At 70.0% G+C, this 13,915-nt stretch carries 12 protein-coding genes; 2 read left to right on the forward strand and 10 right to left on the reverse strand.

Annotation, left to right across the window (positions count from 1 at the left end; translation table 11 throughout):
- Positions 1–17: 17 nt before the first annotated feature.
- Complete coding sequence (gene lhgO / locus ACO0LU_RS16815; RefSeq protein WP_424792497.1) at positions 18–1,244, forward strand: L-2-hydroxyglutarate oxidase; 1,227 nt, start codon at positions 18–20, stop codon at positions 1,242–1,244.
- Positions 1,245–1,333: 89 nt separating this feature from the next.
- Here the strand turns inward: lhgO and ACO0LU_RS16820 are convergent, their stop codons facing one another.
- The 5 genes from ACO0LU_RS16820 to ACO0LU_RS16840 all read right to left on the reverse strand — a co-directional run bounded on the left by ACO0LU_RS16820 (position 1,334) and on the right by ACO0LU_RS16840 (position 6,346).
- A complete protein-coding gene (locus ACO0LU_RS16820; protein ID WP_424792498.1) occupies positions 1,334–2,116 on the reverse strand; it encodes an MBL fold metallo-hydrolase in 783 nt (260 codons plus the stop codon).
- Between the two features lie 121 nt (positions 2,117–2,237).
- Positions 2,238–3,152, reverse strand: a complete 915-nt coding sequence (locus tag ACO0LU_RS16825) for a cytochrome b/b6 domain-containing protein (protein ID WP_424792499.1) — start codon at positions 3,150–3,152, stop codon at positions 2,238–2,240.
- A 111-nt stretch (positions 3,153–3,263) separates the two neighbouring features.
- A complete protein-coding gene (locus ACO0LU_RS16830) occupies positions 3,264–4,232 on the reverse strand; it encodes an electron transfer flavoprotein subunit alpha/FixB family protein (protein ID WP_424792500.1) in 969 nt (322 codons plus the stop codon).
- A gap of 10 nt (positions 4,233–4,242) precedes the next feature.
- Positions 4,243–5,013, reverse strand: a complete 771-nt coding sequence (locus ACO0LU_RS16835; protein WP_424792501.1) for an electron transfer flavoprotein subunit beta/FixA family protein — start codon at positions 5,011–5,013, stop codon at positions 4,243–4,245.
- Between the two features lie 151 nt (positions 5,014–5,164).
- Positions 5,165–6,346, reverse strand: a complete 1,182-nt coding sequence (locus ACO0LU_RS16840) for an acyl-CoA dehydrogenase family protein (protein WP_424792502.1) — start codon at positions 6,344–6,346, stop codon at positions 5,165–5,167.
- Positions 6,347–6,455: 109 nt separating this feature from the next.
- On the opposite strand from ACO0LU_RS16840, the gene ACO0LU_RS16845 reads away from it, so the two are divergent.
- The gene (locus ACO0LU_RS16845) at positions 6,456–7,235 is read left to right on the forward strand and encodes a TetR/AcrR family transcriptional regulator (RefSeq protein ID WP_424792503.1); all 780 of its coding nucleotides are present in this window, start codon (positions 6,456–6,458) and stop codon (positions 7,233–7,235) included.
- 53 nt (positions 7,236–7,288) lie between these two features.
- Here ACO0LU_RS16845 and ACO0LU_RS16850 read toward each other — a convergent pair whose 3' ends face one another.
- From ACO0LU_RS16850 to ACO0LU_RS16870, 5 genes are all read right to left on the reverse strand, one after another.
- A complete protein-coding gene (locus tag ACO0LU_RS16850; RefSeq protein ID WP_424792504.1) occupies positions 7,289–9,484 on the reverse strand; it encodes a thiamine pyrophosphate-dependent enzyme in 2,196 nt (731 codons plus the stop codon).
- Between the two features lie 10 nt (positions 9,485–9,494).
- The gene (locus tag ACO0LU_RS16855; protein ID WP_424792505.1) at positions 9,495–10,685 is read right to left on the reverse strand and encodes an acyl-CoA dehydrogenase family protein; all 1,191 of its coding nucleotides are present in this window, start codon (positions 10,683–10,685) and stop codon (positions 9,495–9,497) included.
- Entirely contained in the window at positions 10,682–12,187 is a 1,506-nt protein-coding gene (locus ACO0LU_RS16860; RefSeq protein WP_424792506.1) for an aldehyde dehydrogenase family protein, read from the reverse strand. The genes ACO0LU_RS16855 and ACO0LU_RS16860 overlap by 4 nt, the downstream gene beginning before the upstream one ends.
- A complete protein-coding gene (locus ACO0LU_RS16865) occupies positions 12,184–13,341 on the reverse strand; it encodes a saccharopine dehydrogenase C-terminal domain-containing protein (RefSeq protein WP_424792551.1) in 1,158 nt (385 codons plus the stop codon). Before ACO0LU_RS16865 ends, ACO0LU_RS16860 begins: the two co-directional genes overlap by 4 nt.
- A 113-nt stretch (positions 13,342–13,454) precedes the next feature.
- On the reverse strand, positions 13,455–13,895 hold the full coding sequence (locus ACO0LU_RS16870) for a hypothetical protein (RefSeq protein ID WP_424792507.1): 441 nt from the start codon (positions 13,893–13,895) through the stop codon (positions 13,455–13,457).
- Positions 13,896–13,915: the final 20 nt, after the last annotated feature.

Consider the following 13,915-nt stretch of genomic DNA (forward strand, 5'->3'; position numbering starts at 1 on the left):
CCTGTAGCCTCCTTCCCATGGTGTCATCTCCCACCCACGGCGAAACTGCGAGCATGATCGTCGTCGGCGGTGGGATCGTTGGCCTGGCCACGGCGCGAGAGGCACTGCTGCGTCGTCCTGGCTCGGACGTCGTCGTGCTGGAGAAGGCCGACGACGTCGCCACCGCCCAGACCGGGCACAACTCTGGGGTGATCCACGCCGGGTTGTACTACGCGCCGGGATCGCTCAAGGCGCGACTGTGCAAGGCCGGAAGGGAACACACCACCCGGTTCTGCGACGAGCGCGGCATCGACTATCGCTCCATCGGCAAACTCGTGGTCGCCACTACCCCAGTTGAGGTGGACCGGATGCGTAGTCTGGCTCAACGCGCGAAGGCCAACGGCCTGGAACTCGAGGAGATCGAAGGCAGCCGGTTGGCCGAGATGGAGCCGAACGTCCGCGGCCTGGCTGCCCTGGTCTCACCGACCACCGGCGTCGTGGACTTCACTCAGGTTGCACGCGCCATGGCGGACCAGATCATCGAATTGGGCGGCCGGGTGGTGACCGGCACCCAGGTGCTGCAGATCGCTGAACGACCCGACGTCGTCGTCGTCACTACTCAGACCGGGGAGTACCGCGGCAAGCGCCTGGTGGGCTGCGCCGGCTTGCAGGCCGACCGGCTGGCCCGCATGGGCGGGTTAGACGTGGATTTTCGGATCGTGCCCTTCCGCGGTGAGTACTACCAGTTGCCCTCGCGACGCTCCGACGTCGTACGCCACTTGATCTACCCCGTGCCGGACCCGGCATTGCCCTTCCTGGGGATCCACCTCAGCCCGTCCATCGACGGACGGGTAACCGTGGGCCCTAACGCCGTCCTGGGATTCGCCCGCGAAGGCTACCGGCGGGGTTCGGTGCAACTGGCCGACGTGGCTAGTTACGCATTCTTCCCGGGCATGTGGCGCTTCGCAGCCAAGTACGCACGCACAGGCATCACTGAGATGGGTAACTCCCTCTTCCGCCGCCGGTACCTAGAACTGGTCCGCAAGTACTGCCCGAGCATAGAGCTGACCGACCTCCAGCCACACCCGGCGGGGATCCGGGCCCAGGCACTGCTACGCAGTGGGTTGATCGTGGACGACTTCCTGTTTCGCTCCACGCAGCGTCAACTCCATCTATGTAACGCACCCTCGCCGGCGGCGACCTCGGCGATCCCGATCGCCTCGCTACTCAATGATCGGCTCGAGACGACGGGCACGGAGCGGTAACTCGCCGGCGGAACGCTGACGCCGGGGCGTGCTGGCGGCCCGCCGCCTACCCGACGTCTCCGCCGGCTAACCCACCCCACTCTTACGCGTCAGGCGGGGTCGTGGCCCAGGTGCACCAACTGAGCGCGCACCGTGGCCGTCGCCGCCCGGGCCAGGGTCTCCCCGAGGTCGCCGTAGACGGCCGTGACCACCTCGCTCGCGGTGCGGGCACCGGCGCGCACCGCGGCGCTGACCTGGTCCAACCGCTCGTACCGGTGCGCGAGCAAGGCGTTGAGGAAGTCCAGCGGCTCGGTCACCACCGGGCCGTGACCGGGGGCGATCGTGCGCACCACGCCCTCCCGCGCCAGCGCGATCAGCCGGGTCAGGGAGTCGAGGTAGTCACCGAGGTGACCCTCGGGCCAGGGCACCACCGACGTCCCCCGGCCCAGCACCGTGTCGCCGCTGAGCACCACCCCCTCCTCCGGGATCAGCAGGCACACCGAGTCCGCCGTGTGGCCCGGGGTGGCCAGCACCTCCAGGTTCCACCCGGCAGCCTGGATCCGCTCCCCCTCCCGCAGCGGCGAGCCCGAGTCGGCCCCGCGTACCGCTGAACCGGTCAGGGCCCTCCACTCCGGGACCGCGCCGGTGTGGTCCCGGTGATGGTGGGTCAGCAGCGTCAGCGCCACCGGCCCGGCCGCCTCGTGCACAGCAGCAAGGTGCTGCGGCACCCCGGCCGGCCCGGGGTCGACGACGACGGCACCGCCCCCGGGCGCAGGACCGGGCGGACGGAGCACCCAGGTGTTGGTGCCCTCCAGCGTCATCGGCCCTGGATTCGGCGCCAGGACGGCCCGGACCCCGGTGCCGGCAGCACCACCGCGCCACGTCCTCCTCACGCGTGCCCCGCTTCCGGTGCGCACGCCACCGCAGGGCCCGGGCAGGCGCCGCCCGACGGCAGACCGCGGCCGGGTGCGGCCACTGCGCCAGGGCGCCCCGCCACGTCGTCTGCCATCGGCCTCAGCGGGTGACCTTGCCGCTCATGGAGGCGATCGGGGAGAGGAACATCGGCCGGGCCAGGACCCAGCCGATGATGGTGACCACCAGTGAGGCGGCGAAGACGCCCAGGCCCACCCAGCTGACCTCGTCGCGGGCGGCGTACATCACGTTGAGGTTCTGCAGCACGCCGGTGGTCAGCACCAGCGTGACGTGCACGATGATGAAGAACACGAAGTACACCATCACGGCGAAGTGAACCTTGCGAGCAGCTTCGATCGGCACCAGTGTGCTCGCGCGCCACTCCGGCTTCCACGCCGGCGAGATCCGCGCCCCGGTGATCGCCGCCAGCGGTGCAGCGATGAACACCGTGATGAAGTAGGCCAGCACCTGCAGCCCGTTATAGGCCGCCCACCCACTATGGCTGGGAACATCCAGGGACAGGTACTGCAGACCGGCCGACAGCGCGTTGGGGAAGATCTCGAGGCTGGTGGGCACGATCCGCATCCAGTGCCCGGTGGCGAAGATCAGCACCGCGAACACCAGGCCGTTGAGGACCCAGAGCACATCCAGGCTCACGTGCAGCCACTTGTCCATGCTGATGCGCTGCGGGCGCTTACCCCACAGGAACCCGGGCCTCTTCGCTGTCCAGTGCGCCTTGGGACGCTGGGTGGTGCGGATCAACCACCCGGTGCGGATGATCAGCACGATCAGGAACATGTTCAGGAAGTGCTGCCAGCCCACCCAGGCCGGGATACCCACCGGAGCGGCCTCCGGTTGGGGAGCATCACCGCCGTACGTGGCGATGAAGGACTCCACCCCCTCCATTCCCCGCAACCACCGGGCCAGCAGCACCACCGCCACCAGCACCACCAGGGCAGCCGGGATCGCGATCGCCAACTGCTTACCCCGGCTGCGTTGCCGACCGGTCGTGCTCATCGTCTCCTCCTGGGCCACGGGCCGGTGAGTTGCTCCTCGTTGACCCACCGGCCCACCATCATGCCGCCTGCTTCGCTTTCCGCGCTGACACCAGTGCTCACGCCGGCGCCGTCACTGCGTGCGGTGACGCTCCAACGCCTCCAGGAACTGCGGGACCACCTCGAACAGGTCGCCCACCACGCCGAAGTCGGCCAGTTCGAAGATGCCCGACTCCGGGTCACTGTCGACCGCCACGATCGTCTTGGAGGTCTGCATGCCCGAACGGTGCTGGATCGCACCGGAGATGCCCAGCGCGATATAGAGCTTCGGGGACACGGTGGTCCCGGTCTGGCCGACCTGTGCCGAGTTCGCCACGTAGCCGGCATCGACCGCCGCACGGGAGGCACCCACGGCGGCGCCGAGGGCGTCGGCCAACTGCTCCACCAGGGCGAAGTTCTCCTTCGATCCCACGCCGCGGCCGCCGGCCACCACCACGTCGGCGGCGCGCAGGTCGGGGCGCTCGGTTGCCGCGGTGGCCTCACGCAGGTTCGCCACCGGTGCCCCGTGGCCGGCCTCGACCGACCCTCGAGTCACTGCCGGCTCGGCGGCCGGCGCGGCGCCGGAGATCGCGCCCTCCCGCACGGCGATCACCGCCAGTGGGCCCTCGATAGTGGACTCCACGTCCCACTCGCCACCGAAGACCGAGTGCGTGAGCACCAGTTGTTCGTTCTGGCTACGCAGCCCGGTCACGTCCACCGCGAGTCCGGCACCGGTGCGCATCGCGAACCGGGCCCCCGCCTCGCGGGGCTCCAGTGCATCGGGCACCAGGACTACCGCCGGGTCGTACTGGGCGGCGGCCTGCTCCAGCGCCGCCACCATCGGGCCCACCAGGACCGAACCGACCCCGTCGGACTCGGCCAGGTGCACGTGGGCGGCCCCCAGGGACCCGAGTCGTGCCACCAGCGCGTCACCGGACCCCGGCGCCGCGGCCACCACCGCCACGGGGGTGCCCAGGTCGGCAGCGGTCTTCAGCAACGGTGCGGCCGATGCTGCGACATCCCCGGTCGGGGAGAGGTCGACCAATACAAGAACGTTCGCCATGGATCCTCCCTCAGACCAGGTTCTCTTGGGACAGGTACTCGAACAGTTTCTGCCCGCCGTCGCCCTCATCGACCACCTTGACGCCGGCCTCCCGCGCCGGGCGTTGGGCGGCGGACAGCACCGAGGTGCGGGTGACCGCCTGCTCGGGCAGTCCGGCGATGTCGCCCAGGGACAGCGCCAGAGTGGGCTTCTTGCGGGCCCTCATGATGCCGCGGAAGTTCGGGAACCGGCCCTCCGGGGTGCGCTCGGTCACCGAGATCACAGCCGGTAGGTCCGCGCGCACCTCGGCCACGCCGCCGGTCGCCTCGCGCTCACCGGAGACGCCCTGCGCGGTGATGCTCACCGAGTCCAGGTGGGTCAGGTGCGGCACACCCAGTGCTTCGGCCACCATCGCCGGGACCACGCCACCACCACCGTCGGTGGACACGTCGCCGGCGATCACCAGATCGAAGCCGACCTGCTTGATCGCCGCCGCGAGCACCCCGCTGGTGCGCACCATGTCCGCGCCGACCAGGCCGTCGTCCTTGATATGCACGGCGGAGTCGGCGCCCATCGCCAGACCCTTGCGCAGCGACTCCTTGGCCGCCTCGGGACCCATCGTCATCACCACGACCTCGGCGTCGGCGCCGTCCTTGTAGACCAGCGCGGCCTCGATGGCCCGCTCGCCGACCTCGTCGATCACCGCCTCGCTGGCTCCGCGGTCCACGCGCCCGGTCTGGGGGTCGAGCCTGCGTTCACCCCAGGTGTCCGGAACGTTCTTGATCAGAACGACAATCTTCATTGGCTCCATCCATCCATTACTCGACCTCATGCATGTGCTGGGTGACCGTCACCGCGGCCTGCGCTCCGCCGGAGCGGTACGCGGCGGGCCACCTCGGATCACTCCGGCTCCGGTTAACCCACGCCGCGCTCCCGCGGGAGCGCGGCGACGCTCATCTCCTGGACTTCTTCAGCAACTCCCTGGCCATGACCACCCGCTGGATCTGGTTGGTGCCTTCGTAGATCTGGGTGATCTTGGCATCGCGCATCATCCGCTCCACAGGATAGTCCCGCGTGTACCCGTAGCCACCGAGCAACTGCACCGCATCGGTGGTCACCTCCATCGCCACGTCGGAGGCGAAGGCCTTGGCGGCGGCCCCGAAGAAGGGCAGGTCGGGGGCCTCGATCTCGGCTTTGCCCGCAGCGGCGTAGGTGAGCTGGCGGGCCGCTTCGACCTTCATGCCCATGTCGGCGAGCATGAACTGCAGACCCTGGAACTCCGCGATCGGGCGGCCGAACTGCTGGCGTTCCTGGACGTAACCCAGGGCCAGGTCAAGAGCACCCTGGGCGATCCCCACGGCCTGGGCTGCGATCCCGACCCGGGTGTGGTCCAGCACCCGCATGGCCAGCACGAAGCCGCCGCCCTCCGGTCCGATGATCCGGTCCGCCGGGATGTGCACGTTGTCCAGGTACACCTCGCGGGTGGGCGAGCCCTTGATGCCCATCTTCTTCTCCGGGGCACCGAAGGAGACACCCTCATCGGACTTCTCCACCACGAACGCCGAGTGGCGCTGGTGCCGGGAGGTGGGGTCGGTGACAGCCAGCACGGTGTAGTAGTCCGAGACGCCGGCGTTGGTGATCCAGCGCTTGACGCCGTTCAGAACCCAACTGCCGTCCTCCTGCTTCACCGCGGTGGTCTTCATCGAGGCGGCGTCGGAACCGGCGTCCGGCTCGGACAGGCAGTAGGAGAACATCGCCTCACCGCTGGCCACCGGCGGCAGGTACTTCTGCTTCAACTCCTCCGAGCCGGCCAGGATGAGCGCAAGGCTGCCGAGTTTGTTCACGCCCGGGATCAGCGAGGCCGAGGCATCCACGCGGGCCACCTCCTCCACCACGATGCAGGCTGCCAGCGCATCCGCGCCCTGGCCGCCGTAGGCCTCCGGGATGTGCGGGGCCATGAAGTCGGTGGCGGTGAGCGCCTCCCGCGCCTCGGCGGGGAACTCGCTGTTCTCATCCGCCTTCGCGGCGTGCGGGGCGATCTTGGTCTCACAGATATCGCGCAGTGCTGCGCGGAGTTCGACGTACTCCTCCGGCAGCACGAATGCCGGATTCGGTGCAAATGCCGTGTCAGTCATCGGATCTTCCTCCTGGTCGTCATCGTCCGGCGCGCCCGCGCTGGTACGCAGTTCCATATTGACGGTACCATGTTCCAACTACGCGTGGTAGTGCGAATGAGGAGGATGGATGAGCGAGCCGAACCCCCAACGTGAGCGGGTCATCGAGGCGGCGTTCCAGCTCTTCGCCGAACGCGGGTACGACGGCACCACGGTGGAGGACATCGCCGCCCGGGCCGGGGTGGGCCGGACCACCTTCTTCCGGCTGTTCCGCACCAAGGAGTCGGTGGTCTTCCCCGCCCACGAGCATCTGCTCGCCGCGATCGAGGCCCGCCTGGCCACCGCCACCCCGAACACCGGCAAGGTGGCCCTGACCGAGGCCTCCGGGCTGGTGCTGAACCATTACCTGGGCGAGGGTGAGCGGGCCCGGCAGCGCTATGGCCTGACCCGGCAGGTCGAGGCGCTCCGGGAGCGTGAGCGCGCGAGCATCCACCAGTACGAGCGGCTGTTCAAGCGCTTCATCCACCAGTGGTGGGGCGGGGACCTGACGTCACTGTTGCGGGCCGAACTCACCGCCAACGCGGTGGTGACCGCACACAACCACGTGCTACGGGCGTGGCTGCGCGGCTCGATCGGCGCCGAGGAGGCCCTGCCCTGGTTCCGCGAGGTGATCGCCGAACTGGACTCCATGCTCGTGTGGTATGGCGAGCACGGCGACGTGGCCGGCGGCGGGCAGCAGATCGGCCGCACGGCCGGCGAGAGCCCCGGCCCGGCGGATGCAGCCGGCGGGGATGCCGGCGGCGGTACGCGCGGTGTCCCAGCGAGCCAGCCCGACCCGGCGGTGATCGTGATCCGCGACGCGGCCCGCCTGGAGGAACTCCTCCCCCGGATCCAGCGAATGCTCTCCTAGCCCCCGAGCCGACCGGTTTGGGGCCCCTCCGACCGGTTTCGCGGCTGAAGGGCTCAGGACCGGGCCAACTCCAGGGCCCGCTGCAGGATGGTGTCCTCGTCAAGCAGCACGTCCAGGGCGGCATCGCCGAGCGGGACGAAACTGTCCGCGCTGGTCACCCGCGCGATCCGGCCGGTGAACCCACCGTCGATCAACGCGGCCACGACCGACTCGGAGACTCCCCCGGAGCGGCGGGTCTCATCGACCACGAGCACCGTGCCGGTGGCCTCGGCAGCCGTCAACAGATCCTCCTCCGGCAGCGGCGCCAACCAGCGCAGGTCCAGCACCCGGGCCCGCACCCCGCGGGCCTGCAGTTGCCGGGCCACCCGCAGACTCATGTGCAGCCCGTTCGCCCAGGACACCAGGGTCAGGTCCGCGCCGTCCCCGTAGCAGCGGGCCGACCCGATCGGCACGTGCGCCTGCGCCCACCGGTCCGGGCCCGGATAGGGGTCGGTCCACAGCCCATCGCCCTCGGCGTGCAGATCCCGGGTGTGATAGAGCGCGATCGGCTCCACGAACGCGCTCACCGTGCCATCGGACAGTCCGGCGGCCACCAACGTGCGCAACATGGCCGCCGCGTCATCGGCCCGCGCCGGCGAGGCCACCACCAGGCCCGGGATGTCGCGCAGCACCGCCACCGAGTTGTCGTTGTGGAAGTGGCCCCCGAAGCCCTTCTGGTACCCGTACCCGGCGATCCGCACCACCATCGGGTTGCGGTAGGCGCCGGTGGAGAAGAACTGCAACGTGGCGGCCTCACCGCGCAGTTGGTCCTCGGCGTTGTGCAGGTAGGCCAGGTACTGGATCTCCGGGATCGGCAGCAGACCGCTCAGCCCCGCCCCCAGAGCGACCCCGAGGATGGTCTGCTCATCCAGGATCGTGTCGAACACCCGCGCCGGCCCGAACGCCTTGCGCAGACCCCGGGTCACCCCGTACACCCCGCCCTTGCGGGCCACGTCCTCGCCGAACACCAGCGCACCCGGATGCGCCGCCAGCACATCGTGCAGCGCGGCGTTGATCGACTGCGCCAGCGTCCGCCCGGGCCCCTCCTCCGGTAACGAGCGGCCGAACACCGCCGAGCGCGCCGCGTCGTCACCCGCTCGCGGCACCACCCGTGCCACCTCCGCCGGCCGGCTCGGCGCCAGTGGGCCCATCACCTGCTCACGGCCGGCCAACCGGGGCAGCCCGGCCACCTCCCGGGCCATCCGCCCCACGCGCTCGCGCGCGGCCTCGTACCGGTCCAGCACCTCATCGGGCCGCACCACCCCGGCCTGCACCAGCCAGCGTGCGGTGCCCAGCAGCGGGTCCCCCTCCAGGTCCGCGGCGATGGCCGACGGCGACCGGTAGGCACTCTCCACGTCCGAGCCGGCGTGTCCCATCAGACGCACCGTGCGTAGGTGGAGGAAGGCGGGCCGACGACGACGACGCACGTACTCGGCCGCGTCCCGTGCCGCTGCGAGCGCCTCGGGCGGGTTCGCCCCGTCCGCCTCGAGGTAGCGCAGGCCGGTGCGACCGGCGTAGGCGGCGGCGATCCACCCGAGCGGGTTCGGCACACTCAGCCCCAGGCCGTTGTCCTCGCACACGATCAGCAACGGCATCGGCAGGCCGCGGTGGGCCACTTGGAGAGCGGCGTTCACCGCGCCGGCGGCGGTGGAGTGGTTCATCGAGGCATCCCCGAAGCTGGCGACCACCACCGCGTCGGCGGGCCACGGCGTGGGCACGCCCAGCTTCGCGGCCAGGGAGATGGAGAAGGCGGTGCCCATCGCCCGGGGGGCGTGCGAGGCGATCGTGGAGGTCTGCGGGACCACGTGCAACTCCCGGCGCCCGAACACCTTGTGCCGCCCGCCGGCTATCGGCTCACCAGCGGCACCGACCAGCCCGAGCAGGATGTCGCGCTCACCGTCGATGCCGGGCACCTGGCGGGCGCGCTGGAGGTAGAACGCCCCGGACCGGTAGTGCAGCATGGCCGGGTCGGTGGGGCGCAGTGCGGCGGCCACGGCGGCGTTGCCCTCGTGTCCCGCGGACCCGATGGTGTAGAACCCCTGGTTCCGTGCCCGTAGTTCGCGGGCCACCAGATCCAGGTGGCGAGAGGCGATCTGGACCTCGAACAGTTCCAGGGCCTCAGCCGGTGGCATCGCCAGGCCCGCAGGCGGTCCGGCGGAGCCGGCCATCTGCCGGACCCGCTCGACGAAGTGCTCATCCGGACCCTGCATCACGGGCACCTCAACGGAACGCGGCGATACCCGTGAGGGCCTGCCCGATCACCAGGGCATGCATCTCGCTGGTGCCCTCATAGGTCAGCACGGACTCCAGGTTGTTCGCGTGCCGCATCACCGGGTACTCGGCGCTGATCCCACTCGCACCGAGGATGGTGCGGCAGGTCCGGGCGATCTCCAGCGATTCGCGCACGTTGTTCAGTTTGCCCAGGCTCACCTGCTGGTGCGCCAGACCCCCGGCATCCTTGCGCCGGCCCAGGTGCAGCGCCAGCAGGACGCCCTTGCCGTACTCCAGGGTCATGTCCGCGAACTTGGCCTGGGTGAGCTGGAATCCGGCGATCGGCCGGTCGAACTGCTCCCGCGTGCCCGCGTACTCCAGGGCGGTGAGCAGGCAGGTGCGGGCCGAACCCAGCGCCCCGAACACGATCCCGAACCTGGCCTCGTTCAGGCAGCGCAACGGCCCGGACAGCCCCCGGGCTTGCGGCAGCATCGCCTCGGCGGGCAACCGCACGTCCCGCAGCACCAGTTCGGAGGTGACCGAGGCGCGCAGGGACATCTTCCGTTCGATCTCCGGGGCGCTGAAGCCGGGGGTGTCGGTGGGGACGACGAATCCGCGGATGCCCTCCTCGGTACGCGCCCACACCACGGCGACGTCCGAGATGGAGCCGTTGGTGATCCACATCTTGGTGCCGTTGAGCACCCAGTCGCTGCCGTCGCGGCGGGCGGTGGTGCGCATCCCGGCAGGGTCGGAGCCGTGGTCGGGTTCGGTCAGGCCGAAGCAACCGATCGCCTCGCCAGTGGCCATCCGCGGCAGCCACTGCTCCTTGTGCGCCTCCGATCCGAAGGCGTGGATGGCGAACATGGCCAGGGAGCCCTGCACGCTGACCAACGATCGGATCCCCGAGTCCGCGGCCTCCAGCTCCAGGCACGCCAGGCCGTAGGCGGTGGCGGACGTGCCCGCGCACCCATAGCCCTGCAGGTGCATGCCCAGCAGGCCCACCTCGCCCAGGGTCCGGGCCAGTTCCCGGGCTGGTAGTTGCCCGTCCTCGTACCACTGCGCCACGTCGGGCAACACGTGCTTGTCCATCATGGCGCGAACGGTGCCCCGGACCTCCTTCTCCTCCTCCGACAGGAGGGAGTCGATCGCGAACAACTGATCCGGGGTCATCGACGCCGGGCGTTGCGAGGAGGTGCTCATCCGAACTCCACCCCCTGGGCCAGCGGGAGTTGGCGTGAGTAGTTGACGGTGTTGGTGGCCCGGCGCATGTAGATCTTCCATGCATCGGACCCGGACTCGCGCCCGCCGCCGGTGTCCTTCTCCCCACCGAAGGCACCACCGATCTCCGCCCCGGAAGGCCCGATGTTGACGTTGGCGATCCCGGTGTCCGAGCCGGTGGCGGACAGGAACGTCTCCGCCTCCAGCACATCGCGGGTGAAGATCGAGGAGGACAGCCCTTGGGTGACGCCGTTGTGCAGGGCGATGGCCTCGTCGAAGTCGGTGTAGGTGAGCACGTACAGCAGCGGCGCGAAGGTCTCGGTGCGCACGACCTCGGTCTGGGCGGGCATGTCCACGATCGCCGGCTGCACGTAGACCCCGGACCCGGGCCCGGGGACGCGCTCCCCGCCGGTGATCAGCGTGCCGCCGTCCGCGGTGGCCCGGTCGATCGCGGCGGTGAACCGCTCCGCCGAAACCTCCTCCAGCAACGGGCCCACCAGCGTGCCCCCGTCCAGCGGGGAGCCGATCGGGAGCGTCTCATACGCCGACTTCAACCGCCTGACCAGTTCGTCCTTGACGTCGGCGTGCACGATCAGGCGACGCAGGGTGGTGCACCGCTGCCCGGCGGTTCCGACGGCGGAGAACACCACCCCGCGTACGGTCAGGTCCAGGTCCGCGCTCGGGGCCACGATCGCGGCGTTGTTCCCGCCCAGTTCCAGCAGGGTGCGGCCCAGGCGGGCGGCCACCCGGGGGGCGACCTTCTTGCCCATCGCGGTGGAGCCGGTGGCCGAGATCAGCGGCACCCGCTCGTCGTCGACCATCACCTGCCCGACCGCTGCGTCCCCCAGCAGCACCGCGCCGAGCCCGGCCGGCGCCCCCACGCGCCGGGCCGCCTGCTCCAGCAGGGCCAGGGTGCCCAACGCCGTCAGCGGCGTCTTCTCCGACGGCTTCCAGATCACCGGGTCACCGCAGGTCAGCGCCAGTGCGGCGTTCCAGGAGAACACGGCCACAGGGAAGTTGAAGGCGGTGATCACCCCGACCACGCCGAGTGGGTGCCACTGTTCCATCATCCGGTGCCCGGGGCGCTCGGAGGCGATGGTCAGCCCGAAGAGTTGGCGGGACAGACCGGTGGCGAGGTCGCAGATGTCGATCATCTCCTGGACCTCACCGGCGCCCTCGCTGGGGATCTTGCCCGCCTCCAGGGTGACCAGGGTGCCCAGGTCGTCCTTGTGCTCGCGCAACAGGTTGCCCCACTCGCGCACCAGGGCGCCACGCTCGGGGGCCGGGACGGTGCGCCAGGCGGTGAAGGCCTCCTGGGCGGTGGTGATGAGGTCGTCGACGTCGGCTGGGGTGTGGCTGCGCAGCCGGCCCAGTTCGCTGCCGTCGATCGGGGTGTGCACGATCAGGTCGCCGTCGGCGTGGAAGGGGTCCTGCGCCCCCAGTCGCGCCAGTGTCTGCTGCGCCAGTGTGGCCAGATCCGTCATGACAGGTCCTTTCCGCAGGAGGTGGTTCCGTGGGTGGTGATCAGCGAACCCGCCTGGGTGTCCACCAGGTCGGACAACGCGATGTCCTCCTGGCGGATGAAGCCGGTGTTCGGCAATCGTCCTGTGGCGGCCAATTCCACCATGGACACCGCTGAGGCGGAGGTGATCCAGGAGATTGCCCGCCAGGTGCGCCCGCCGATCTCGATGGGCCGGAAGGCGCGCACGTCGTTGAGGCGTTGCAGCGTCCCCTCACGCACACCCTCCACCGCGGCGTGCAGGTGCACCACATCGTCGTTGACCGGGGGCTTGGCGTTGACGAGGATCTCATCGGCCAGTTCGCGCCGGTCGCGCAGGTGCAACTCGTCGAAGAGGAACTGCATCTGCTTGAAGTGGCCCGGGTAGCGCAGCGTCTTGTAATCCAGCCGTTGCACCCGGCCCTCGTAGGTCTGGCACATCGTGCCCAGCCCGCCGGAGGTCAGGGCCGCCTCGAACTCCACGCCCCCGATCACCACGCGTTCCTTCGCGGTCATCGCCGGGACCATCTGGCGGCGGCCGCCGCGCACCACCTCACAGTCGTTCAGGTACTCGTTCACCACCCCCAGGGAGGACCAGTTGAACGCATAGCCGAGCAGGCCGGTGGGGTTCTGCGGCAGCGCACCCACCTTGAGCTCGATGGAGCGGATCTCCTCGAAAACCGCGGCCATGGACGCGCCGATGATGCCGATCAACCCCGGGGCCAGGCCGCACTGGGGGGCGAAGATGGCGGTGGAGTCCTGGGCGAGGTCACGCACCCGGTTGGTGGTCGGGACGTCCTCGGTGAGGTCGAAGTAGTGCACACCCACCTGCCGGGCGGCCTCGGCCACGGCGATGTTGTGCTGATAGGGCAGGCACGTCAGCACCGCGTCGGCCGTGCCCAGCGCCTCGCGCAAACGGTGGGAGTCGGTGACGTCGAGCTGCTTGACCGCGAAGCCCAGGTCCGCCCGCGGACGCGAGTCGTACCCCACCACGCTGAACCCCGAACGCATCAGCAGATCGGCAACGAGTTCACCGACCTTCCCGATCCCGAGCACGGCAACGGTATTGAACGAACGTTCCACAGTGAACTCCCTCTGATTCGGGCGGGTCCCGCCCTTGTCGGCGTTGCTCCGGTGCAGATGTTACCCAGCACCGTCTGGAGTCTATCGTTGTTACTGATTTACCTCGGTCACTCCGGCGCCGAGGCGGACTGCCAGTGGCCCGGTGCCCGTTTGCCGGGCGCGCATTGCTCCTACTGTTCGGAGTCGGCCGGCAGCGCGTCCTGGGGGTCGGCGCAGTAGAAGAAGTCCTCCTCGGCGGCGGCGTGGTAACGATGCTCGACGCCGTCGGCGGCCAGGACGAGCAGGTCACCCTCGGTCAGCACCTGGATGTAGGACATGCCCTCCTCCGGGCACCCGATCGACCCATCCGGCCACGTCACCGACCGCTGCTCGACCACCTCGATGTCCCCCGGGTCGGCGCCGGTGCGCTCGGCCAGGTCCGCCCGCGCGTCCTGCACGCGTGGGTCATCCGGGGAGTCCGCGTCGTCGTCACCCGGGCCGGCGGGGATTTCGGGCACGGTTCCGGTCGTTTCGGGATCCTCCCCGGGGTCGCTGCCGCCGGCCCCGCAGGCACTCAGGCCGAGCAGGAGCCCGAGCACTGGCGCGGCCACGCGATGGCCACTGGTCATCATCGCCGATCACCTCCGCCCCG

The sequence above is a fragment of the Pseudactinotalea sp. Z1748 genome (genome assembly GCF_049725185.1).
Taxonomy (GTDB): domain Bacteria; phylum Actinomycetota; class Actinomycetes; order Actinomycetales; family Beutenbergiaceae; genus CALKWS01.